This window comes from Novacetimonas maltaceti (assembly GCF_002906255.1).
Taxonomy (GTDB): Bacteria; Pseudomonadota; Alphaproteobacteria; order Acetobacterales; family Acetobacteraceae; genus Novacetimonas; species Novacetimonas maltaceti.
In genome coordinates, this window is the sequence record NZ_POTC01000005.1 from 84,295 (window position 1) to 106,526 (window position 22,232).

The 22,232-nt window shown below is 65.3% G+C and carries 22 protein-coding genes; 8 read left to right on the plus strand and 14 right to left on the minus strand.

Annotation, left to right across the window (positions count from 1 at the left end; translation table 11 throughout):
• Positions 1-47: 47 nt before the first annotated feature.
• From KMAL_RS03400 to KMAL_RS03420, 5 genes are all read right to left on the minus strand, one after another.
• Positions 48-1,148 carry an L-dopachrome tautomerase-related protein gene (locus KMAL_RS03400; protein WP_110094381.1) on the minus strand — a complete coding sequence of 367 codons (1,101 nt, stop codon included), beginning with the start codon at positions 1,146-1,148 and terminating at the stop codon, positions 48-50.
• 148 nt (positions 1,149-1,296) lie between these two features.
• Positions 1,297-2,769 (minus strand): xylulokinase, encoded by a 1,473-nt coding sequence (xylB, locus tag KMAL_RS03405; RefSeq protein WP_110094347.1) that lies wholly within the window; start codon positions 2,767-2,769, stop codon positions 1,297-1,299.
• Between the two features lie 283 nt (positions 2,770-3,052).
• Positions 3,053-4,189 (minus strand): acetoin dehydrogenase dihydrolipoyllysine-residue acetyltransferase subunit, encoded by a 1,137-nt coding sequence (locus KMAL_RS03410; protein ID WP_110094348.1) that lies wholly within the window; start codon positions 4,187-4,189, stop codon positions 3,053-3,055.
• A gap of 1 nt (position 4,190) precedes the next feature.
• Complete coding sequence (locus KMAL_RS03415) at positions 4,191-5,219, minus strand: alpha-ketoacid dehydrogenase subunit beta (protein ID WP_110094349.1); 1,029 nt, start codon at positions 5,217-5,219, stop codon at positions 4,191-4,193.
• 81 nt (positions 5,220-5,300) lie between these two features.
• A complete protein-coding gene (locus KMAL_RS03420) occupies positions 5,301-6,266 on the minus strand; it encodes a thiamine pyrophosphate-dependent dehydrogenase E1 component subunit alpha (RefSeq protein WP_110094350.1) in 966 nt (321 codons plus the stop codon).
• A 295-nt stretch (positions 6,267-6,561) separates the two neighbouring features.
• On the opposite strand from KMAL_RS03420, the gene KMAL_RS03425 reads away from it, so the two are divergent.
• Together KMAL_RS03425 and KMAL_RS03430 are read left to right on the plus strand one after the other, a co-directional pair.
• Positions 6,562-7,515, plus strand: a complete 954-nt coding sequence (locus KMAL_RS03425; RefSeq protein WP_110094351.1) for a GAF domain-containing protein — start codon at positions 6,562-6,564, stop codon at positions 7,513-7,515.
• Between the two features lie 212 nt (positions 7,516-7,727).
• Entirely contained in the window at positions 7,728-7,979 is a 252-nt protein-coding gene (locus KMAL_RS03430) for a hypothetical protein (RefSeq protein ID WP_110094352.1), read from the plus strand.
• A 33-nt stretch (positions 7,980-8,012) separates the two neighbouring features.
• Here the strand turns inward: KMAL_RS03430 and mntR are convergent, their stop codons facing one another.
• The 3 genes from mntR to KMAL_RS03445 form a co-directional block, all read right to left on the minus strand.
• Positions 8,013-8,495, minus strand: coding sequence for a manganese-binding transcriptional regulator MntR (gene mntR / locus KMAL_RS03435; RefSeq protein WP_110094353.1), 483 nt, complete (start codon positions 8,493-8,495; stop codon positions 8,013-8,015).
• Positions 8,496-8,613: 118 nt separating this feature from the next.
• Complete coding sequence (gene purU / locus KMAL_RS03440) at positions 8,614-9,495, minus strand: formyltetrahydrofolate deformylase (RefSeq protein ID WP_110094354.1); 882 nt, start codon at positions 9,493-9,495, stop codon at positions 8,614-8,616.
• 15 nt (positions 9,496-9,510) lie between these two features.
• Complete coding sequence (locus KMAL_RS03445; RefSeq protein WP_408887882.1) at positions 9,511-10,164, minus strand: peroxiredoxin; 654 nt, start codon at positions 10,162-10,164, stop codon at positions 9,511-9,513.
• A 106-nt stretch (positions 10,165-10,270) separates the two neighbouring features.
• Here KMAL_RS03445 and KMAL_RS03450 point away from each other — a divergent pair, with 106 nt between their 5' ends.
• From KMAL_RS03450 to KMAL_RS03460, 3 genes are all read left to right on the plus strand, one after another.
• On the plus strand, positions 10,271-11,194 hold the full coding sequence (locus KMAL_RS03450; protein WP_110094355.1) for an MBL fold metallo-hydrolase: 924 nt from the start codon (positions 10,271-10,273) through the stop codon (positions 11,192-11,194).
• Between the two features lie 74 nt (positions 11,195-11,268).
• Complete coding sequence (locus tag KMAL_RS03455) at positions 11,269-12,558, plus strand: NAD(P)/FAD-dependent oxidoreductase (RefSeq protein WP_110094356.1); 1,290 nt, start codon at positions 11,269-11,271, stop codon at positions 12,556-12,558.
• 224 nt (positions 12,559-12,782) lie between these two features.
• Positions 12,783-13,364 (plus strand): DUF1643 domain-containing protein, encoded by a 582-nt coding sequence (locus KMAL_RS03460; RefSeq protein ID WP_110094357.1) that lies wholly within the window; start codon positions 12,783-12,785, stop codon positions 13,362-13,364.
• On the opposite strand, the gene dinB is transcribed toward KMAL_RS03460, so the two are convergent.
• The gene (gene dinB / locus KMAL_RS03465) at positions 13,301-14,488 is read right to left on the minus strand and encodes a DNA polymerase IV (protein ID WP_110094358.1); all 1,188 of its coding nucleotides are present in this window, start codon (positions 14,486-14,488) and stop codon (positions 13,301-13,303) included. The genes KMAL_RS03460 and dinB overlap by 64 nt on opposite strands.
• A 472-nt stretch (positions 14,489-14,960) precedes the next feature.
• Here dinB and KMAL_RS03470 point away from each other — a divergent pair, with 472 nt between their 5' ends.
• The 3 genes from KMAL_RS03470 to KMAL_RS03480 all read left to right on the plus strand — a co-directional run bounded on the left by KMAL_RS03470 (position 14,961) and on the right by KMAL_RS03480 (position 16,752).
• Positions 14,961-15,656 carry a YfdX family protein gene (locus tag KMAL_RS03470; RefSeq protein WP_110094383.1) on the plus strand — a complete coding sequence of 232 codons (696 nt, stop codon included), beginning with the start codon at positions 14,961-14,963 and terminating at the stop codon, positions 15,654-15,656.
• 106 nt (positions 15,657-15,762) lie between these two features.
• Complete coding sequence (locus KMAL_RS03475; protein WP_239019922.1) at positions 15,763-16,395, plus strand: hypothetical protein; 633 nt, start codon at positions 15,763-15,765, stop codon at positions 16,393-16,395.
• A 120-nt stretch (positions 16,396-16,515) separates the two neighbouring features.
• Positions 16,516-16,752: a hypothetical protein gene (locus tag KMAL_RS03480; protein WP_110094359.1), complete on the plus strand. Its 237-nt coding sequence runs from the start codon at positions 16,516-16,518 to the stop codon at positions 16,750-16,752.
• 43 nt (positions 16,753-16,795) lie between these two features.
• On the opposite strand, the gene KMAL_RS03485 is transcribed toward KMAL_RS03480, so the two are convergent.
• From KMAL_RS03485 to folP, 5 genes are all read right to left on the minus strand, one after another.
• Entirely contained in the window at positions 16,796-17,188 is a 393-nt protein-coding gene (locus tag KMAL_RS03485) for a hypothetical protein (RefSeq protein WP_110094385.1), read from the minus strand.
• Positions 17,189-17,659: 471 nt separating this feature from the next.
• Positions 17,660-18,433, minus strand: coding sequence for a response regulator transcription factor (locus KMAL_RS03490; RefSeq protein WP_110094386.1), 774 nt, complete (start codon positions 18,431-18,433; stop codon positions 17,660-17,662).
• A gap of 459 nt (positions 18,434-18,892) precedes the next feature.
• Complete coding sequence (gene thiD, locus KMAL_RS03495) at positions 18,893-19,687, minus strand: bifunctional hydroxymethylpyrimidine kinase/phosphomethylpyrimidine kinase (protein WP_110094387.1); 795 nt, start codon at positions 19,685-19,687, stop codon at positions 18,893-18,895.
• 2 nt (positions 19,688-19,689) lie between these two features.
• Positions 19,690-21,048, minus strand: coding sequence for a phosphoglucosamine mutase (gene glmM / locus KMAL_RS03500; protein ID WP_110094360.1), 1,359 nt, complete (start codon positions 21,046-21,048; stop codon positions 19,690-19,692).
• Between the two features lie 42 nt (positions 21,049-21,090).
• Positions 21,091-22,146: a dihydropteroate synthase gene (folP, locus tag KMAL_RS03505; RefSeq protein WP_110094361.1), complete on the minus strand. Its 1,056-nt coding sequence runs from the start codon at positions 22,144-22,146 to the stop codon at positions 21,091-21,093.
• Positions 22,147-22,232: the final 86 nt, after the last annotated feature.

Sequence of the window (22,232 nt, forward strand, 5' to 3'; positions counted from 1 at the left end):
GTAAGCAGCGTATGCGCGGACCGGTCAGCCCATGTGGCGGGTGGCCTTTACTGCAGGGATATCCGGACCAGCAGCCACGGGCGCTGCTCCATGTCGTGACCATCGTGGAAGACCGGCAGGCGCACCCACTGCCCCACCGTCAGCCACAGCGTATTGCCCACCAGCGCCATGCTGTCGGGCGCGATCAGGCGCGGGTCATGCGCCACCATCGACAGGTGGCCATCCGGGTCACGCCGGATGACGGCATGATGTTCGATATCGGTCAGGTACAGCGCATTGTCCGGCGCGGTCGCCATGCCATCGACCACGGCGGTCTCGCCCTCGTCACGGATGGCCTTTTCAAGCTGCGCGGGTTTTGTCGCGGGATTGGACAGCAACGCCGTCGGCGCGCTGTACAGGCGGCGGCTCGACAAAGGCTGCCAGTACAGGCGCGAGGAATCGGCGCTCAGCGTAACACCATCGATGCCCCCCTGCCCCATCACGGGTTTGGTGGCGCTGTACTGCAGCATCTGCCCGTCAAGCTCCATGCCGAAGCCCGGATCCGCACGGGTGGAGGGCGCATTTTCCAGCACGCGCCGCGCCTTGCCGGTGGCAAGGTCGATCACGATGATCGCGGGATGGTCGGCGGTGGAGGTATCGCTGACATAGGCCGTGCCCTTCGCCCCGTGCGTCATGTCCACGCGCACATCATTGACATGGCTGTCACTGCGCGTGGCCCCCGTCCCGGCGCCCAGCGCGATGGTGGCGACGACCTGCCCGGCCTGCGGGTCAATACCGATCAATGCAGGCTGCGGCGGGGTCGTCTCCCCCGCGACCGCGCCCTCGTCCACGACCCACAGGCGGCCCGTCGCATCCACCGTCATGCCCAGCGGCGAGATGAAGCGCGCCTGCGTCGCCGCATCGGGGAAGGGCTGGGGCCTGCCATCCTTCAGCACCGCAAGGCGCGGCCCCTTATGGTCGGCGGCGCTGCGCGGGAAGGCAAGGATGATGCGCCCGTCCGGCAGGGCGGCGATGCCCGACGCCTGCATGTCGGCAAAGCGCGCGGCGACAGTGATGTTGCGCGACGGGATCGACCCGAGGTCCACGCTGTCATGGCTGTCGCGCGCATGGGCCTGCAGCGGGAGGGACATCACCCCGGCAAGCCCCATGACCTGCAGCAGGCGGGAGGGGCGTGAGGCAAACAGGGAGGAGGTCATACCCGGCATTCCATTCTTTCTCTGACTGGGACTCAATGTTCAGACGCTACCGCATGGCACGCCATCGCGCACGGGTCATCCCCCCGCGCGCGGATAAGGTTCACGAGCGCGCACCGGCCCGCATGGCATCCCGCACCCCGCCATAAAGCGCGCGATACCGCGCCAGCGGCACGTCATAGGCCCCCGACAGCGCGGGATCGGGATGCACGGTTTCCACCCGCTGCGGCGGCAGGCAGACGCTGCCCACGCTTTCCCCCGTCACCGCCAGTCGGGCAAGGCGCGCGGCGCCGAACGCCCCGCCCTGTTCCCCATGCGCCAGGCGGTGCAGCGACACCCCCGTGACCGTGGCGATGATGGAAATCCACAGCCTGCTGCGCGACCCGCCGCCGATCACGTCGGCCTGCGCCAGTGGCGAATGCGCGTCCGCCAGCACGTCCACGACATCGCGGAAGGAAAAGGCGACACCTTCGAGCACCGCCTGCGTCATGTCCGCGCGCGTCGTGCCCGACGACAGGCCCGCGAACACGCCCCGGATGTCGCCATCATTGTGCGGCGTGCGCTCCCCCGACAGGTAGGGCAGGAAGATTACCGGCGACGGCCGCGTCACCCGTTCGGGCAGTTCGGCCAGCAGGTCGGCCTCCGCCACACCGGTGGTGCGCGCCCACCATGCCAGCGACGACGCCGCCGACAGGGTCACGCCCATCTGGTGCCACATGTCGGGCACGGCATGGCAGAAGGCATGGATGCCCCCCTGCGGATGCGGGCGGAAACGGTCCGTCGTCACCCACACCACCCCCGACGTGCCCAGCGACACGAACGCCGACCCCGCGCCCACCGCGCCCAGCCCGACGGCACCGGCGGCATTGTCCCCCGCCCCACCGGCCAGGATGGGGGCATCCTTCATCCCCCACCGCCGCGCAAGGGCGGGATGCACCCGCCCGGCCCGCGCCGTGCCTTCCACCAGCGCGGGCATCGCGTCACGCGCAAGGCCCGTCGCCTCCAGCGCCGCATCCGACCAGCACCGCCGCCCCACATCCAGCCACAGCGTGCCCGACGCATCGGACATGTCCTCGATCATCTCCCCGCACAGGCGATAGCGCAGCCATGCCTTGGGCAGCAGGACATGCCGGGTCGCGGCAAAGATTTCGGGTTCGTGATGCGCCACCCACAACAGCTTTGGCGCGGTAAAACCGGGCATGGCCACGTTGCCGCAGACCTGCCGGCTGTCGGGGAAGCGGCGTTCGAATTCGCGGCTTTCGGCGGCGGCGCGCACGTCATTCCACAGGATGCACGGACGCAGCACCTGCCCCGCATCGCCCAGCAGGACCGCGCCGTGCTGCTGCCCCGACAGGCCGATGCCGCGCACGTCCGCCATCTCCCGCGGGTGGGCCGCCGCAAGCGCGTCCAGCGCCGAAAGCGTCGCCGTCCACCAGTCCCCGGGGTCCTGTTCGTTCCAGCCATCGCGTGGGGAACTGATGGTCAGCGCGCGCGAACACGCCCCCACCACATCCTGACTGCCATTCACCAGCACGGCCTTGACGGCCGACGTGCCCAGATCGATTCCGACAAACATTTATTATTATCCCGTACCGCCGGATGCAGCCCCGTGGCGCTGTACCGTGCGGCCTGTCTTGCTTTGCCGTTCTGCGTTGTCATAACTGAAAACACACAGGGTCCGGCTTGGCAAGCACGCGCGGCACACCTTCCGGTTATCGCACGCGGATTCAGGCATCCGTTTCGAAAAGGCTTCTGAAAAGACAGAATGCCGCCTTTGTAAAAAAGGCGGCACCCGAAAAGCTTCATTCGACCGTCACGTGACGGGGATGGAGGCCCCGTTCCCGTCACATGCCGCGTGGTCAGTGGTCATGCTGCGTGAGGAACGTCTCCACGATGCCGTTCACGTCGGAGGCACATTCAAGCTGCGGCATGTGCCCGATTCCGCTGAAGACGTGCCGCGCGATGGATGCGGACAGTCCGTCGGCCTGCGTGACGGGCAGGATCTCGTCCTCCTCCCCCCACAGGATGGTGGCCTGGCATGGCGCGGCATCCAGCACCGGGCGCAGGTCGTCGCCCTGCTTCCCATCGGGGAAGCACGCCGCCGCCACCGTCTGCAACGCCGCCTGCGCGCCATCAAGGCGCTTGTAGCGCAGGACGTCATCGGTCATGCGCCGCCCGATCAGCGACTTGTCATGCACGAGGAATTTCAGCACGTCCTGCAACGCCCGCGTGCGGTCCGCCTCGATAAAGCCGTTGATGAAGGCCATGTTGACCTGCGGACCCAGTCCGGCAGGCGCGAGCAGGCACAAAGACGCCACGCGCTGCGGCGCGGCCTGCGCCAGCGTCAGCGCGATCCCCCCGCCCAGCGAATGGCCCATCACATGCACCTTCGGCAGGTCGAAATGTTCCAGCAGTTGCACTGTTACGTCGGCAAAGTAGGACAGCGTGCCCGGCCCGACATCCTTGGACGACCCGCCATGACCGGGCAGGTCGAACGCGATGACCCGCCGCCCATGCGCCAGCGCCGCATGGTTGAGCATCCAGTTCTTGAGATCCCCCCCAAAACCATGGATCAGCACCAGCGGCGTCGCATCCCCCATGCCAAGGTCATGCACGCGCAGCGTATGCGTACCAACCGTTACAAGGGTTGGCTCCACCGCCGTCTCCTCGCCCTTGGCGGAGGCGTTGCTTTCGGCGAATTCCGCTTGGAACCGGGTGATGAATTCGTCGATTTCCGCATCCGGCACCGACGCATCCGCCACCACCCCGATCAGCGCGCCCACCGGCAGCGTCTCCCCATTGGGGGCGACCTGCCTGCGCAGGATGCCCGACGCCGGGCTTTCAAAGGCGTTGGTGATCTTGGAGGTTTCGATATCAACCAGTTCGTCGCCCGCCTTCACCGGCCTGCCGGGGGCGATCATCCAGCCGGCGACCTTCCCCTCCGTCATGGCAAGGCCGAATTTGGGCATGGTGATGGGTGTGATCTCACTTGCCATGTCAGGCTTTCTCCGTAACGCGTACGTTCATGACCGATGTGACGGCGGCCTCGATCTTCTCCACGCTGGGAAGGTAGAGGTTCTCCAGCACCGTCGCGAAAGGCACCGGGGTATGGGGCGGCACGACGCGGCGGATCGGCGCGCGCAGGGCGTCGAACGCCTCCTCCGCCACCAGGGCCGCGACATCGGTCGCCATGTTGCAGCGCGGGCTCGATTCATCGACAATCACAAGTCGGCCAGTATCGGCCACGCATTCCAGGATCGTGTCGCGATCCAGCGGCGAGGTCGTGCGCGGGTCGATGACGGTGCAGCTGATGCCCTTGCGCTCAAGGCTGTCCGCCGCCTGGTTGGCCAGGCCCACCATGCGGCCAAAGGCCACGATCGTGACATCCCCGCCTTCGCGCGTCAGGTTCGCCTCCCCGAACGGGATGGTATAGGCCTCGTCCGGGACGTCTTCCTCGTCATCGTACATGACCTTGTTTTCAAGGAAGATGACCGGGTCGTCATCGCGGATCGCCTCGATCAGCAGGCCCTTCGCCTCATAGGGGGAGGACGGGACGACCACCTTCAGGCCGGGGATGTGGGTGAACAGCGGATACAGCGCCTGGCTGTGCTGTGCCGCCGCGTTGAAGCCCGCGCCATACATCGCGCGGATCACCAGCGGCGTGCGCGCCTTGCCGCCGAACATGTAGCGGAACTTGGCCGCCTGGTTCATGATCTGGTCAAGGCAGCAGCCCACGAAATCCACGAACATCAGTTCGGCCACCGGGCGCAGGCCCGTCACCGCCGCCCCCGCCGCAGCCCCGATATAGGAGGCCTCGGTAATCGGGGTGTCGAGGACGCGGTCCTCGCCGAATTCCTCAAGGATGCCCTTGGTCACGCCCAGCACGCCACCCCATGCGTCCTTGATCCCGGCGGAGCCGCCACGGCCACCGGCCACGTCCTCGCCCATCAGGATGACGCGCGGGTCGCGGCGCATTTCCAGGCGGATGGCCTCGTTGATGGCCTGTCGAAAGCTTTTCTTGCTCATTCTTCATTCTTTCGGACAAAGGTTGCGGATCGCGCGTGGCGGGCGGCGTGTGCCCGCCCGCGCGGCCTGCACGCAACCGGTTCAGTACCGCACATACACATCCGCCAGCAGGTCCGGGTCCTGCGGCAGGGGATCGGCCTTGGCCTGCATGACCGCGCTCTCGATCTCGTCCGCGACGGCGGCGTCGATCTCGTCCAGCGTCGTGTCCTCCAGCAGGGCGGCCTGCGTCACGCGCTCGCGGAACAGCTTGAGGCAGTCATGGTCGCGCCGGGCCTCCGCCACCTCGCCCGCGGCGCGGTAGGTCATGGCGTCGCCCTCGAAATGCCCGTACCAGCGCTGCAGGTGGACATGCAGCATCGCAGGCCCGTTGCCCGCGCGCGCATGGGCGATCACCTCGGCCGAGGCCTGGTGCACGGCGAAGAAGTCCGACCCGTCACATTCGACATAGGGCATGCCGAACGCCGCCGCGCGCGCCTTCTGCGTGCCTGCGCAGGCATAGGACGCGGCCGTGGCCTCGCCGTATCCATTGTCCTCCACCACGAAGACGGCGGGCAGGTTCCATACGGAGGCAAGGTTGAGGCTTTCGAGGGTCGAACCCTCGTTCGAGGCCCCGTCGCCATAGAATGCGACCGCCACGGCGCCGTTGCGTAGCGTTTTGTGCGATAATGCCGCACCACAGATCAGCGGCGGCCCACCACCGACGATGCCGTTCGCGCCCAGCATGCCGCAGGCCAGGTCAGCGATGTGCATCGACCCGCCCTTGCCCCGGCATACGCCGGTGCTGCGGCCATAGATTTCGGCCATCATGCCCGCGACGCCCACACCTTTGGCGATGCAGTGGCCGTGGCCACGATGGGTGCTGGCGATCGTGTCGTTATCCGTCAGGTTGGCGCACACGCCAACGCCCGAGGCTTCTTCCCCGCAATACAGGTGGACGAAACCGGGGATTTCGCCGGTTGCGAATTCGACATGCAGGCGTTCCTCGAACATGCGGATGGTGCGCATCGCACGATAGGAACGCAGCAGCGTTTCACGCGCTATTTGCATGGATATTTTCCCTGTTCCAGCCATGGGTTCGTTATGGCGTTCGTTCTTCGCCCGGCGCGCCACACATACGAGGGTGGACACTTCGCACCGCACTGGCGCGACCGGGCGCATCCGCAGCACAGCGCCACCGCCCTGCCTGAAACAAGCATGGCCGCGCCGCTTTCACGCCCATGTGACGCCCGATGTCCGAAGTGTCGCGAAACGCGACACTTCGCGACGGGTTATGCCGACATCATCCATGGCGGACACTCCGCACGGCATATTTTCGTACCAACCGTTACACGACAGGCGACGCATGCCCCCATTTCCCCGTCCCGTGTCCCACGAAACGTCCCCGCCACAGGTGGCATTGGGGCTGGAGGCGTCATGGCACCGGTGCGGCCATGACCATGGCCTTGACCCCGTTGCCCCATGGATGCCGCAGGTCCTGTGCGATGCCGAACTGCGCCAGTGCTGCCAGCGGGCCGGGGCGCTGCCGCGCCAGGCGGAGGGCGCGATGGCACAGTTGCATGCGATCCTTGCCCCGCTGGGGTATGCGACGCTGCTGGCGGATGCGCAGGGCGTGGTGCTGGCCCACCGGGTCGATCCCGCCATCCGGCGCGGGTCACGCCGGTGGTGCCTGTGGCCCGGCGCGGTATGGGATGAACCGCGCGAAGGCACGAACGGCATCGGCACCTGCCTGGCCGAAGGGCGCCCCGTGAGCGTCCATGCCGCACAGCACTGGCGCGTCGCCCTGCGCGGACTGTCATGTATCGCAACGCCGGTCCATGACGCGCTGGGCCGCGTGGCGGGCGTGATCAACGCCAGTTCGTTCCATCCCACGCAGGACGGGCGCGAAACCGCGCTGATCGGGGCGGTCGTGACCCAGGCGGCGCGCCAGATCGAACGCATGGCCTTCATGGACCGCTATCGCGGGCATGCGATCATGCTGCTTGGCGAAGGGTATTACGGGTCGGTCCCCATGATCGCGCTGGATGCGGACCGGGTGGTGGTCGGCGCGACCCATGCCGCGCGCGTGCATATGGGAATGGCCCCGGCGCAGGACATCAATTTCTGCCTCCTTGCCGACGCCCCCACGGCCACGGCCGAAGGCGGCGACCTGCGCCATGCGCAGAAAATGGCGATCCGCTCCGCCCTGGCGAGCGCGCGCGGCAAGGTGGCGGTGGCGGCACGGATGCTGGGCATCAGCCGTTCCACCCTGCATCGCAAGATGCGGATGCTCACGCCCTCCGACACGCAGGCCTGCTGAATCCGAAAGTTTCCGGATGTCCCCCTTTTTTTTAAAAGACGGCGTTTCTTGAAGCTTTTTGAAAAAGCTTCACCAAAAACTTTTCTCTGGAAATCTTTTTTCCAGCCCTGTCCCCCACATGTCAGGACCGCCATGCAGGTGCGCCCTGTGCACAGCCCCCTGTCGCAGGGCGTAACAAACCCCTATGACGCAGGGACAGGGAGGGATACGGAATGAAATTTCAGATCCGGCTTGCGACGCTACTGGCCGCAACGGGGCTGCTGTCGGCCTGCGCAAACGGGGCAGGTCCGTACAACATGGGGCTCAGCGGGCCTGACGGGCCGCCCATCGCGGACAATGACTGGAACCAGACCCAGACGGGCATGGGGGGATATTACGGCCCCTATAACGATGGCTTCGCGCCCGAAGGGCTTGATGGCGGGCCACCCAACTACCTTGCCGACGAATACATGCCCCTGCCATAAGGCTGCTGTGCGCAGGGGGCCTTTATCGTCTGGTCATTTGCGGCTGTCCGGGGCCGCGCGGGTGCCCATGAACTCCGCAACGCCCGCACGGATGGCACGCTCGAACGCGGCAAGCGTCTCCTCGCCCACGTAATGCTCCATGCCTTCGGCATCAATGCTGGCGTTCTTCTCGCTGATGCCCAGCGCGCGCAGGAACGTCTCCACGATATGGTGGCGGGCCTGGCTGTCGGCGGCCATCTTCTCCCCCGCCTCCGTCAGGAAGATGCCGCGGTAGGGACGGCGCGTGACAAGGCCGTCCGCCTCCAACCGGCACAGCATCTTGGCCACCGTCGGCTGCGAGACCCCCAGGCGCTGCGCGATATCGACCTGCCGCGCTTCCTGCCCGTCATGCAGCAGGTCCGCGATCAGTTCGACATAATCCTCCACCAGCGCGGTCTTGCGTGACTGGCGCGCCTGCTCGAACCCTGCCGACTGGGTCCGGGGATCAGGCATGGAGCCAGGTTTTCTGCGCCTCATGGTGTCTCCTGAAGGTCGGAACTGGCGGGATATGGATGGGAAAAGCCCCTGCTCCCCTGCCTTATACGGGAAGTTTCCGCCTTCTCAATCCCCTGCCCCACGCCACGTGCGGCGGCGTTCACGCGTTGAAGACGATTGTCTTGCGCCCGTCGGGAATGACGCGACATTCGGTGAAATACCGCACCGCACGCGCCAGCACGCGCCGTTCGATGTCGCGGCCCTTGCGCACCAGGTCGTCGGGACTGTCGGCATGGGAAATGCGCTCGACATCCTGTTCGATGATCGGGCCTTCATCAAGGTCGCCGGTCACGAAATGCGCCGTCGCCCCGATCAGCTTCACCCCACGGGCGAAAGCCTGGTGATACGGCCGCGCGCCCTTGAACCCCGGCAGGAAGGAGTGATGGATATTGATGCACCGCCCCACAAGCCGCGCCACCAGCGAATCCGACAGTACCTGCATGTAACGCGCCAGCACCACCAGTTCCGCATCCGTGGCGGAGACGATATCCCGGATACGCGCCTCCTGCACCGGGCGGGTGGCGGCCGTGACCGGCAGGTAATGGAAGGGGATTTCCCCGAAATCGATGCCCGCATAGGTTTCGCGCGGGTGATTGGCGATGATCGCGACCGGGTCGATCGCCAGTTCGCCGATGCGCCAGCGATACAGCAGGTCCACAAGGCAGTGGTCAAAGCGCGAGACCATCAGCACCGTGCGCGTGGGACGGGCGCGGGCGCGCAGGGTCCAGTCCATGTCGAATTCGCGCGCCATCGCCGCCACCGCGTCACGCAGCGCCCCCTCCGCCACGCCCGCGTCCGCCCCGTCGCGCACGGGCATGCGAAAGACCACCCGCATGAAGAAGGAGCGGCTTTCCCACGCATCGAACTGCTGCGCCTCGGTAATGTCGCAGCCCGCGCCGAACAGCGTCGAACTGATGGCCGCGACGATGCCGGGACGGTTCATGCAGCGCAGCGTCAGGATATGGACGGACATGTCGACCATGCGCGCACCTTCCTCCTACTTCGGGGGGGACTGGTCGGGCGTGGCGGGATAGAACCAGCATCCCTGCGCATCCCGCACCCCGTCCTGCGTCAGGGGCACGGGGGTCAGCACGTCATCGCCCGGCCGCCATCCCTCCGGCGTCATGACCTCGCCGTTGTCGGAACGCTGCAACGCGGCCAGCAGGCGCAGCAGTTCATCCACGGAACGCCCGACCGACATCGGGTACCATATGATGGCCCGCACGAGTCCCGTGGGGTCGATGAAATAGGTCGCGCGCACCGTAGCACTGTCATGCGCATCGGCCGCCAGCATGCCATAGGCATGGCCGACCGCCATGGACGGGTCTTCCACCACGGGGAAGGGAATCTCCACCCCGAAGCGGGTGCGAATCGCCTCCAGCCATGCAAGGTGGGAATACAGGCTGTCCACCGAGAGGCCGAGCAACGCGCAGTCCATGGCCTCGAAGCGGGAATATTCACGCGCCAGCGCCAGGAACTCGCTGGTGCAGACCGGCGTGAAATCCGCGGGATGGGAGAAGAAAAGCAGCCATCTGCCGCGAAAATCACTCAGCCGCACCTCACCTTGGGAGGTACGGGCGTGAAAGTCCGGGGCCGTGTCGCCGATACGCAACGGATGCGGCGCCGTGGCGTTGGGAATGGGAGAGGTCATGCCATTATTCATTGTCTGCCCCTTTTGCATCTGCCGTGCCTTGACGCAAGATGCACGACAACATACATTTATTATGTAATTTATAAACTATCATGAAGACAACGCCATGTCAGATTTAGCCCTCGCCGCTGCCGACCAACAGGTCATTTCGGCCTTGAGGTCTAATAAAGTGCCGTTGGTAAAGACTTTTTTCGATAACACGACTTTTACCGCGACACATGTCGTCCACGACCCTGCCACGCGGGAGGCCGCGGTTGTCGACAGTGTGATGGAATACGACCCGGCCGCCGGGCGCACCGCCCATCACCACGCGCAGGAAGTGGTGGATTACATCCGCGCCAGCGACCTGAAGCTGCAGTGGCTGCTTGAAACCCATGTCCATGCCGATCACCTGTCGGCGGCGCCATGGATACAGGAACAGCTGGGCGGGAAACTTGCCATCGGGGCGGACATCGTCCGGGTGCAGGACATCTTCGGCAAGCTGTTCAATGCCGGGACGCGTTTCGCACGCAACGGGTCGCAGTTCGATCACCTGTTCCATGATGGGGAGACGTTCATGCTTGGCTCCATTCCCGCCATTGCGCTGCATGTGCCGGGGCACACCCCCGCCGACATGGCGTATGTGATCGGGGATGCCGCCTTTATCGGCGATACGCTGTTCATGCCCGATTATGGCACGGCGCGCGCGGATTTTCCCGGCGGGGATGCGCGGATGCTGTACCGGTCCATCCGCCGCCTGCTGTCGCTGCCCGAACAGACGCGGCTGTTCCTGTGCCATGACTACAAGGCGCCGGGACGCGACAGCTTCGCATGGGAAACGACGGTGGGCGCGGAACGCGCGCACAATGTCCATGTTCATGAAGGCGTGGGCGAGGACGAATTCGTCGCCATGCGGACCGGGCGCGACGCGACGCTGTCGATGCCCAACCTGCTGATGCCTTCCGTGCAGGTGAACATGCGCGGCGGCCACCTGCCGGAAGCGGAGGAGAACGGCACGCGTTATATCAAGATCCCGATTGACCGCGTGTGATCGTCCCCCCATTCCTGCCGTGCCATCCCATCACGACACGGCACCTTTGATCGTTACCGAGGAGATATCCAGACATGAACGATACCCCAGCCCCCTCCGCCCCCGCACTGAGCAGCAGCGCGCGGGGGCTGACCTATGACATCGCCATCATCGGCGGCGGGGCCGCGGGTCTGTCCACCGCCGCCAGCATCCTCAAGCGCAAGCCGGGCATCACCGTCGCCATCGTGGAACCTTCGGGCTCGCACTACTACCAGCCGGGCTGGACGCTGGTGGGTGGCGGCGTGTTCAAGCAGTCGCAGACACGGCGTGCGGAAAAGAAGCTGATCCCCGCAGGTGCTGACTGGATCCAGGCCGCCGCCACCGGGTTCGATCCCGACGGGCGCATCGTCCACCTGTCGAACGGGTCGTCGGTGCGGTACAGCATCCTGATCGTCGCCACCGGCATCATGCTGGACTGGGACGCGATCGAGGGCCTGCCCGAAGCACTGGGCCGCAATGGCGTGACCTCCAACTACCGCTATGACCTTGCCCCCTATACGTGGCAGATGGTCCAGACGCTGGGGCGTGGCAACGCGGTCTTCACGCAGCCGCCCATGCCCATCAAGTGCGCGGGCGCGCCGCAGAAGGCGATGTACCTGGCGTGCGACGCATGGCGCCGCCGCGGGATTTCGGACAACATCAACGTCTCCTTCCATACCGCGACGCCAGGCCTGTTCGGGGTGAAGGACTATGTCCCCGCGCTGATGGAATATATCGAGCGCTATCACATCGACCTGCAGCTGAAATCCAACCTTGTCGCGGTCGATGGCGCGCGTCAGGTCGCGACCTTCTCCAACGTCGGCGCGGATGGCGCCACGACGAAGAGCGAGGTGGAATTCGCCATGCTGCACGTCGTCCCGCCGCAGCGCGCGCCCGACGTCATCCGCAACAGCCCGCTGGCCGGGGCGGACGGGTTTGTCGCGGTGGACCCCGCGACCCTGCGCCACGTCAAGTATGACGATGTCTTCGCACTGGGCGATGTGGCCGGTACGTCGAACGCCAAGACGGCCGCCGCCGTGCGCAAGCAGGCGCCGATCGTCGCGGTCAATGCGCTCGCCGCGCTGGAGGGGCGGCCGATGGTCGCGGATTACGATGGCTATGGCGCATGCCCGCTGACGGTGGAACGCGGGAAGATCGTGCTGGCGGAGTTCGCCTATGGCGGCAAGCTGGAGCCGACCCTGCCGAAATGGCTGCTCGACGGCCGCCGCCCGACGCATCTGGCGTGGCTGCTGAAGGAATATGTCATGCCGCTGCTGTACTGGGACGGGATGCTCAAGGGGCGCGAACTGATGGTCGAACCCCGCCCGCTGTGCGGCAAGAGCTGAACCGCTGCCTGACATGAAGGCGTAAATGTTTCCGGGCGCCCCCTTTGCCAGAAAGGGGGCGCCGGGAAAAATCATCCGGAGAATAAAAGTTTTTGGGTGCCGCCTTTTTTCGAAAAGGTGACGTCTTTCGAAGCTTTTTGAAAAAAGCTTCACCAAAAACTTCCTTACGGTATCCCCGCCAGAAGAGTGCATCGCACGCGAAAGCGGCGTATGAAGCGGCGGTGATGAAGAAAGCTTCCCCCTCCCCTTCCCATCATGTCGGCAGTTCGCGTCCGCTGCGCCTGTCCGATGATGTCGTCAGCCACGCGGTCTATGGCGGGCCGGGCAAATGCTACCGCTATGAACTGACACGAACGTGGGACCCCGCGCGCCCGACGGTGATGTGGCTGATGATGAACCCGTCCGTCGCGACGGAAGACGGCGATGACCGCACGGTCGCCAAGTGCCAGCGTTATGCCCGCGCCTGGGGCTATGGGGCGATTTTCGTCGGCAATACCTTCGCCTACCGCTGCACCGACCAGACGCGCCTGATGGAGGTCGCGGATCCGGTCGGGCCGGAAAATGACCGTTACCTGCGCGACATGGCGCAACGGGCCGACCTTGTGGTCGCGGCCTATGGCTGCCCGCGCTATCCCGCGCTGCGCGCGCGTGGCACGGACGTGGTGCGCATGCTGCAGGAGGCCGGGATCACGGTGAACGTCCTGCGCCTGAGCAGCCGCGCCCGGCGTCCCGAACACCCGCTTTACCTGCCGGCGGACCTGCGCCCGACACCGTTGCCGCCGATCGATACGCTGTCGGGCGACTGAACCTCCAGCGCGAGGGCAAGCTGTCGCGTCAGCGCCTGCGCGCGCGGCAGCAGCGTGGACAGCGTGACGCCCAGCAGGCGGACGCCACGTTCGGGCGGGAAGCACCCGCGCAGCAGGCCCTGCGCATGGACCAGCAGTTCCCCCGCCGAGGAGACAGGCTGCATCAGGGTGCAGGCGCGCACGATCTGGCGGAAATCATTGTATTTGACCTTCAGCGTCACGGTGCGGCCGGTGATGTCGCGCCGTTCGCATCCATGCCACACGCGCGCGCACATGTCGGATACCGGCGCAAGCATGTCAGGCCATTCATACAGGTCACGCTCGAACGTACGTTCGGTCCCCAGCGACTTGCGCGGGCGGTCCGGCTCCACCGGACGGTGGTCCACCCCCCGCGCCACCCCATGATAGAAGGCGGCGACCTTGCCGAAATGCCGCGTCAGTTCCGGCAGCGTACGCGCACGCAGGTCACGCCCGGTATGGATGCCCAGCGCGTGCATCCGCGCCGCCGTGGCCGGGCCGATGCCATGGAACCGCTCCACCGGCAGGTCAGCCACGAATGCCGCCCCCTGGCGTGGGGGAATGACAAACAGGCCATCAGGCTTGCGATGGTCGGACGCCAGCTTGGCGAGGAATTTGTTGTAGGACACCCCGGCAGAGGCGCACAGGCCGGTTTCGGCACGGATGACGGCGCGGAGTTCACGCGCGATTTCAGTGGCCGACCCGCGTGGCAGCAGGGGACGGGTCACGTCCAGATACGCCTCATCCAGCGAAAGCGGCTGTATCAGCGGGGTATAGCGGGCAAGGATTTCATGGATCCGGGCCGAGACCGCCCGATAGACATCAAAGCGCGGCGGCACGAAGACCAGTTCGGGACATTTGCGGCGCGCGGTAACGGATGGCATGGCCGAACGGACGCCAAAGCGCCGGGCCTCGTAACTTGCGGCGGCCACGACGCCACGCTGCCTGTCGCCGCCCACCGCGACGGGGCGGCCCCGCAGGGCGGGATTGTCGCGCTGCTCCACCGAGGCATAGAACGCATCCATGTCAACATGGATGATCCGCCGCACGTCCGGCTCCTGCGCCGCCTGTGCCGCCGGATGTCCCGCGACGGCGGTCCCCGTCATGGGCACATCCCGGCGGGACACGCGACAGCATGACGCACCGCGGCCCGAAAGGACCGCGGCCACGCCACATGACTGGCAATCAGCCGTTGCACTTCTTTTTCTTGACGAAGAAGAAGATCAGGCCGGCGATCGCGCCAAGTGCCAGAATCCCCTTCAGGCAGGGGGACTTGGACGGGCACTTTGTCGTACATTCGGACATGGATGGTTTTCCTTGGTTGTGTCGTCTTCGCTCCCATACGGAACGAAACACCCCACCCTAGCGCACGCAGCGCCATAAGGCATCCCGGATTTGACGCTCCAGCCCCCCACCTGCGGTGCGCAGGGTGGATCGGGACAGGCATGACGGCGGAAATCGGCCACCCACATTCCATGACATGCGATGAAAGAGGAGCCGGGATGCACGCGCACCCCTTATTGTTGCGAAGGTTTGCGGGTAATCATGTCATCCAAATATTTTCAGAGGGTCATGGAAATGAAGAAAATCGGACTTCTGTCTGCCTCGCTGCTGATGCTGGGCGCGGCCACGGGTGTTGCTTCCGCCACGCCGTCGAACACGCGCGCCGTCAACCGCGACTTCACCAAGCTGTCGATCGACGGCAGCCGTGCATTCGACGACATCACGATGGCCCGCACCGCGCTGGCCAATGGCGACGCTGCCGGCACGGCCAAGCTGCTGACCGATGCCAACAACGCCTTCACCCGCGCCAAGACCGACAACCGCGTCTTCATGAAGGCCGAATCCCAGCTGTCGAAGCCCAAGAAGGCCCCGGCCGGCGCGCCCGCCCCCACCACGGCGCCAAGCACGCAGCCTGTCGCATGGCTGCCGGTTGATGGCGAATATATCGTGACCGAGGACCTGGAGCCGACCTCCGCCAAGGGCACGGCCGTCGCCGCCGCCAACGCCAGCCTGAACAAGGGCAAGCCCGCGCAGGCCAGCCAGAACCTGCAGGTTGCCGCGGTTGACGTGGACTTCGTCCTTGCCATCGCGCCGCTGCAGGCCAGCGCCGATGACGTGTACCGCGCCACCAACCTGCTGGCGGGCAAGGACACCAAGGGTGCGGACGCCGCGCTGGCCGATGCCCAGAACTCGATTCGCTTCGTGTCCGAGGACATGGTCGAAACCCCTGACGCCCCTGCCGCCGGCAGCAAGGCCGCCAAGGGCAAGTAAGACCCCGCTACCGGCGGCCCGGCGCACCTGACACGGTGGGACGGGCCGCCACTTGCGCTTGCGGGGCCGCAATTTTCCCGCCCCGCAACCGCGCGCAGGACTGTCAATGTTTCGATTCGCCCTGATGGCGGGAATGGCCGGGATCATGACCGGCGTGCTCCCCCTATGTCCCTCCGGCGCATGGGCGGGCGAAATCCGCATCTGCTTCGACCGTCGCGTCGCGGAATCGGATCCCGCGCCCAACATGCCACGTTTCGATTCGATTACGGTCCCGTCGGGCACGGTCTTCAATTACGCCGGGCATGCCTTCGGCCCTGCGGACGACCCGCTTGACCGCGCGCATGCCGCCCCCTTCGGCGATGGCTGGCGCGGCCTGCCCCCGGGGGAGGAACAGCGCAGGCGCGCGCTGCAGATGGAGGATATCGGCGGCGACAGCGGCTATCACCGCCCACAGGCCGCCGTCATGATAAGCGCCACCACCACCCTGACCCGCGCCCGTCCCTGCGCCAATGTCGCTGCACAGGCCGTTTTGTCAGAGGACTGGACCTGGACGGCGGACCATATCCCGGCCGATCCCCATGTCTATTACCAGGCCTATGGCGTGGTGCATGGCAGCAGGTTCGACCCGACATTCGATACCGACCCCGACGCGTTCCAGTGGGTTGCCGCCCATGGGGGGCTGAACGGCATCGTCATTTCCGACATCGAACAGTCCGTCACCCTCCATTCGGACGACTGATCGCGCCCGGCAATCAGGATGGCGACAAACCGTTATTCTTCTGGCACATTCCATGAACCGCCCTGCCGCCTCCGGCACGGCATTCCCGTATTCGCCAGGACGTAGCGCAGGGAGACCTGAATGGCGCTGTACCAGTCTTCACAATTCATAACGGCATGGACCGATGCCGAATTCGACCGGCTGCATCACCCGCGTACGCCCGCGCCACATTCGGGCATCTATCGCTGTGTGGGATGTGGCTTTGAAATCGCGGCAAGCGAGGGACAGCTGCTGCCCCCCATCCATGCCCATCCCCATCGGCTGGGCACGCAGGAAGTCTGGCAGATGATCGTCTATGCCGACCATCGCCTGAAATGACCTGTCCCGGCATCCCCATACAGGGACATGCCGGGACCCGCCATCACCACATGCCCATGCCCATGCCGGGGCCCCAGCCGCCGCCCCAGCCCCACATGCCCCAGTTCCACGAGGCATCTTCATACATGTCCGCGGTCATCTGCTGCTGATCCGCCAGGTTCTGCGCCTGCACATAGGACTGGTACCGGCCATAGGCGGCCTGGTTGCCAACATACAGGCAGTTGCAGACCTTGGGGTCGGAATAGATATACAGGACATGGTCGCCAAACGGCTTCTGCAGGAAACGGTTGGGCGGCAGTTTCTGCAGCATTTCCAGGCGCTGCGGCGTATTTGCCGGACGCGCGACAAACCCTGCGGCGGCGAGGCTGTTTTCACGATCGGCAATCTGGTCGCGCACGCTTTCACACCCCGAAAGCGACAGGCAGGCCACAGCCATGAATGCCGGGACCGCCGACAGAGTCCAATTCGTCCTGATCTTGGTTTTCATCCACATACCCCTTGTTCCATCCTGTTCATATTCCCGATCCGAAACGCTGGCAAAGGCGAACAGGATGCCATGCAGGACATGGCGCATGGTTCATCGGATGAAAATATCACGTTCCCGCTGCGTCATGACATATCCCGGAGCGTCGATACATTATTTTTCATCGACTTTGATCTATCTCATGTCGGCGTGGGAAAGCCCATGCGAGGTTGAAAGGGCGATGGGGGCATCGCATATCGAATCATCACTTTCAACTTGCGGGGCCAGCCTATGGCCCCGCATTTTTTTATGACCCCGTCATTCGTCCATGGCCCACACGCGCGGACACGAAAAACCCGCCATGAGGAACCTCATGACGGGTCATTCCCGATACCGCATGACAACACGGGGGCGGTGCTGTCATGCCGGCAATGGCAGCCGGGATCAGGCCACGGAACCACCACCGACACCGTGCGATGCCGCGCGTGCCGCAACATGGGGGGCGATGTCGCCCTTGCCGGCGGCAGGCATGGGAATCGCGGCGACCGCATCGTCCTTGAGCATGTATCCCTGCCCCCAGACGGTCGTGATCAGGTTTTCCCCACCTGCCTTCTGCAGTTTCTTGCGCAGCTTGCAGACGAAGACATCGATGATCTTCATCTCCGGCTCGTCCATGCCGCCATACAGGTGGTTGAGGAACGCATCCTTGGTCAGGACCATGCCCTTGCGCAGCAGCAGCAGCTCCAGGATCATGTATTCCTTGCCCGTCAGGTGAACGGACCGTCCGTTGACCGACACGTCGCGGCTGTCGAGGGAAAGCCGCAGCGCGCCTGCCTGCAATGTCGGCTCGCTATACCCCTTGGAGCGGCGGATGACCGCCTGCATGCGCGCCGTCAGCTCCATCGGGTCATAGGGACGGGTCACATAATCATCCGCCCCGATCGAAAAGGCCTTCACCTTCGCCTGTGCACTGCCCTGCGCGGACAGGATCAGGACCGGGGTGGCAATCCGCGCCGCGCGGCAGCGCCTGACGACATCGTGACCTTCCATGTCCGGCAGGCCAAGTTCCACAACCGCAATGTCGTAATCATACAGTTTCAGCATCGCAATCGCGTCATGACCCGAAACCGCATGATCGACCATGAACCCAACCGCCTGAAACTGGCTGACTTCTTTTCCCATCATGGCCCTGTCCGGTTCAACCAGCAAAACACGCATATCGACCACCAATATTTTCGTTAATATGTGTTACTACCTATAAGTGTATTTTTTTCATGAAACAATCTTTAGGTTGTGAATAAGCAGTGACACACTCATTCAATAGGGGAATATAATCCTATATGTTCCCGCATGAGTCCATAGTTACGGCTAGATTATGAAGTAAATCAGGAATTTATTTATATATCGCGTAAATTCCGGCCACATGTCCGTGCCTTAGAAATGACACGTTCCACGTGTTTCCTCCTGCGACAATGCCGCAGTCGCGCGCCGGGCGCGGCCATTTCCGACCCGCCCCCGTTACGATCCATAATTGTGGAAAATGGCATGTAACCGCGGGTTACAGGGCCGTTTCCATGGCTCCCACGCCACGGCCCCTGCGCCCCGCCGGGCGCATCAGGCAGGCCCGCCACCATGCACGGCCGGACCGGATGGGGCGCGACAGGCACCCCGTCATCACTATGTCGTGATGTCTACCGCGTGGTTCACCGGCCCTGCCCCATGGCCATAGCCCGGCGCGGCCATGATCGCGCGATGGAGGTAGGCCCGCGCCCGGCCAATGGCCGCCGACAGGGTCATCCCCTGCCCCAGGCCCGCCGCGATCGCGCTGGCCAGCGTGCATCCGGTGCCATGGGTATGGACCGTCCTGATGCGCGTGGAGGTAAAACTTTCCACCGTTCCATCCGAATCCACGAACACATCCACCAGTTCATCCCCCGGCAGGTGCCCGCCCTTCAGCAGGACCGCCCGCGCGCCCATGTCACGCAGGTCCAGCGCCGCCTGCCGCATGTCGCCATGGACGCGCACGGGCCGCCCCAGCAGGACCTCCGCTTCGGGCAGGTTCGGGGTCAGCAGCGTCGCCAGTGGCAGCAGCCGGGATTTCAGCGCGGCCACCGCCGCCTGCTGCAGCAGCGAGGCCCCGCCCTTCGCCACCATCACCGGGTCCAGCACATAGGGCACGTCGGGACGGGTGGCGATCATGTCCGCAACGGCCCCTATGACCTCGCGCCGGTCGAGCATCCCGCTCTTGAAGGCATCGACACCGATATCCTCCACCACGCAGCGCATCTGCGCGGTGACGAAATCCGGCGGGACGGGAAACACGTCATGCACGCCGCGCGTATCCTGCGCGGTCAGGGCAGTGATGGCCGTCATCGCGAAACCACCCAGCGCGGTGATCGCCTTGATGTCCGCCTGTATGCCCGCGCCGCCGCCACTGTCGCTGCCGGCAATGACAAGGATACGCCCGCGCATCGTCAGGCCATCATCTGCACGGCGGTGATGGCGGCACACATGTCATCGACCACCTCACGGACAAGCTGTTCGTCCTGTGCCTCCACCATCACGCGGATCAGGGGTTCGGTCCCGCTTTCACGCAGCACCAGGCGCCCGCGCGTTCCCAGTCGCGCCTCCGCCGCGCGCCGGGCTTCGGCAATGGCGGGGTCCAGCAGCGGGCTGCGCCCGGCAAAACGCACATTGCGCAGCAGTTGCGGATAGGGCGTGAACATGCGGCAGACCTCGCTTGCCGGCCGTCCCTCCTCCACCAGAACGGCCAGCACCTGCAGGGCGGCGACAAGGCCATCCCCCGTGGTGGCGAAGTCCGACAGCAGCATGTGCCCCGACTGTTCCCCGCCAAGGTTCGCGCCAAGCTCACGCATCTTTTCAACGACGTAACGGTCCCCCACGGCGGTACGGACCAGTTCCAGCCCCTGTTCGGACAGGAAGCGTTCCAGCCCCATGTTGGACATCACGGTGGCGACGATCTGCCGCCCCGCAAGGCGCCCCTGCCGGATCCATGACCGCGCGATCAGGGCAAGGATCTGGTCCCCATCGACCAGGCGCCCCTTCTCGTCCGCGATCAGCACCCGGTCCGCATCCCCGTCCAGTGCGATGCCGATATCGGCACGGTGCCGCGTGACCGCGCTGCACAGCGCCTCCGGCCGGGTGGAGCCACAGCCCTCGTTGATGTTGATGCCATCGGGGTCACAGCCGATACGGATGACCTCCGCCCCAAGTTCCCACAGGGCGGTGGGGGCAACGCGATAAGCCGCGCCATTGGCGCAGTCGATGACGATGCGCAGCCCATCAAGGCGCAGCCCGCGCGGGAAGGATGACTTCGCGCTTTCGATATACCGTCCCGCCGCGTCATTGAGGCGCGAGGCCCGGCCGATCTGGTCCGGGGCGGCAAGGCGGCCACTGAGGTCGGAGCGCATGGTCTCCTCGATCTCGGCCTCGACCTCGTCGGACAGCTTGAACCCGTCGGGGCCGAACAGCTTGATGCCATTGTCGCCATACGGGTTGTGCGAGGCGGAGATCATGACCCCGAGGTCCGCGCGCAGCGAGCGCGTCAGCATGGCGATGGCGGGTGTCGGCATGGGACCGACCAGCGTGACATCCATCCCCGCCGACAGGAAGCCCGAGACCAGCGCGCATTCGATCATGTAACCCGACAGCCGCGTATCCTTGCCCAGCAGCACGCTGTGGCGGTGCGTCCCCTGAATGAAACGCAGGCCGGAGGCCTGACCCAGTTTCTGCGCGATTTCAACCGTCATCGGGTCCTGGTTGGCGGTGCCCCGAATCCCATCGGTCCCGAACAGTCGTCTTGTCTTCGTCATGCCTGCGCCATCCCCGGGCTGCTTGAACTGGTGTGCATGGACCTACCTTACCTGCCGCGTGCAATCCAGTCCCTGCCATATCTTCAGGCCCTGCATCATGACACCGACATCGTGAACCCGCAGGATCGTGTTCGAAAACACCAGTCCGGGCAGGCTGGCGGCCATGCTGCCCGGATCACGCAGCGCGGCGTCGGCAATACCGGTCACCTGCCCCACGAACCGCTTGCGCGAGACGCCAAGCACCACCCGGCATCCCAGATTGGCCAGTAACGGCAACCGGGCGAGGAGTTCCATGTTCTGCGTCGCCGTCTTGGCAAAGCCGATCCCCGGATCGACCATGATGCGATCGCGCGCGACCCCCGCCGCCACGGCGCATTCCACCCGGTCGCGCAGTTCGCGCACGACATCCACCGCAACATCGGCATAGGTCGCATGGTCGTTCATCGTCCCCGGCGTGCCACGCATATGCATCAGCATGACCGGGCACCCCGCGCGCGCCACCACATCCGCCGCCGCCGGGTCGTGCGCCAGGGCGGAGACATCGTTGATCGCATCCGCCCCCGCCGCCAGCGCGCGTTCCATGACCAGTGCATGACGCGTATCGACGGAAATCACGGCGTCGCGCGTCCGCGCGTCAGTGCGCAGGGCGGCAATGACCGGGCCGACCCGCTCCCACTCCTGCGCCGGGGTGACGCGGGCCGCACCCGGCCGCGTGCTTTCACCGCCGACATCAATCACCGTCGCCCCCTGCGCCAGCATGTCCGCCGCCGTGGCAAGGGCGCGATCCGCCGCCAGATGCCGCCCGCCATCGCTGAAACTGTCGGGGGTGGCGTTGACGATCCCCATCACCCGCGCCCCATCCGGCAGGCCCGCGGCACAAGGTGGCGCACAGACCCGCGCCAGTACGTCTTCCCATCCCGGCGGGATCGCCCCCACGGGCACAAGCCCCGTGTCACGATACCCCCGCCACAACCGCGCCAGCGAAAAGGCCACCGGGCCGCCACACAGCCAGCGCGCCACGCCAAGGCGCACCGCATCCACCGCTGCCTGCCCCGACAGCAGCCCCAGAGGTTCGAGAAGCCTGTCGTCGTCCGTCATCTATCGTCTCGTATAACCACAAAGAAACCGGTTGAAGTCGTCATGTAATGGAAAACGATAACAGTATGTTGCCGGGGGCGTTTTTT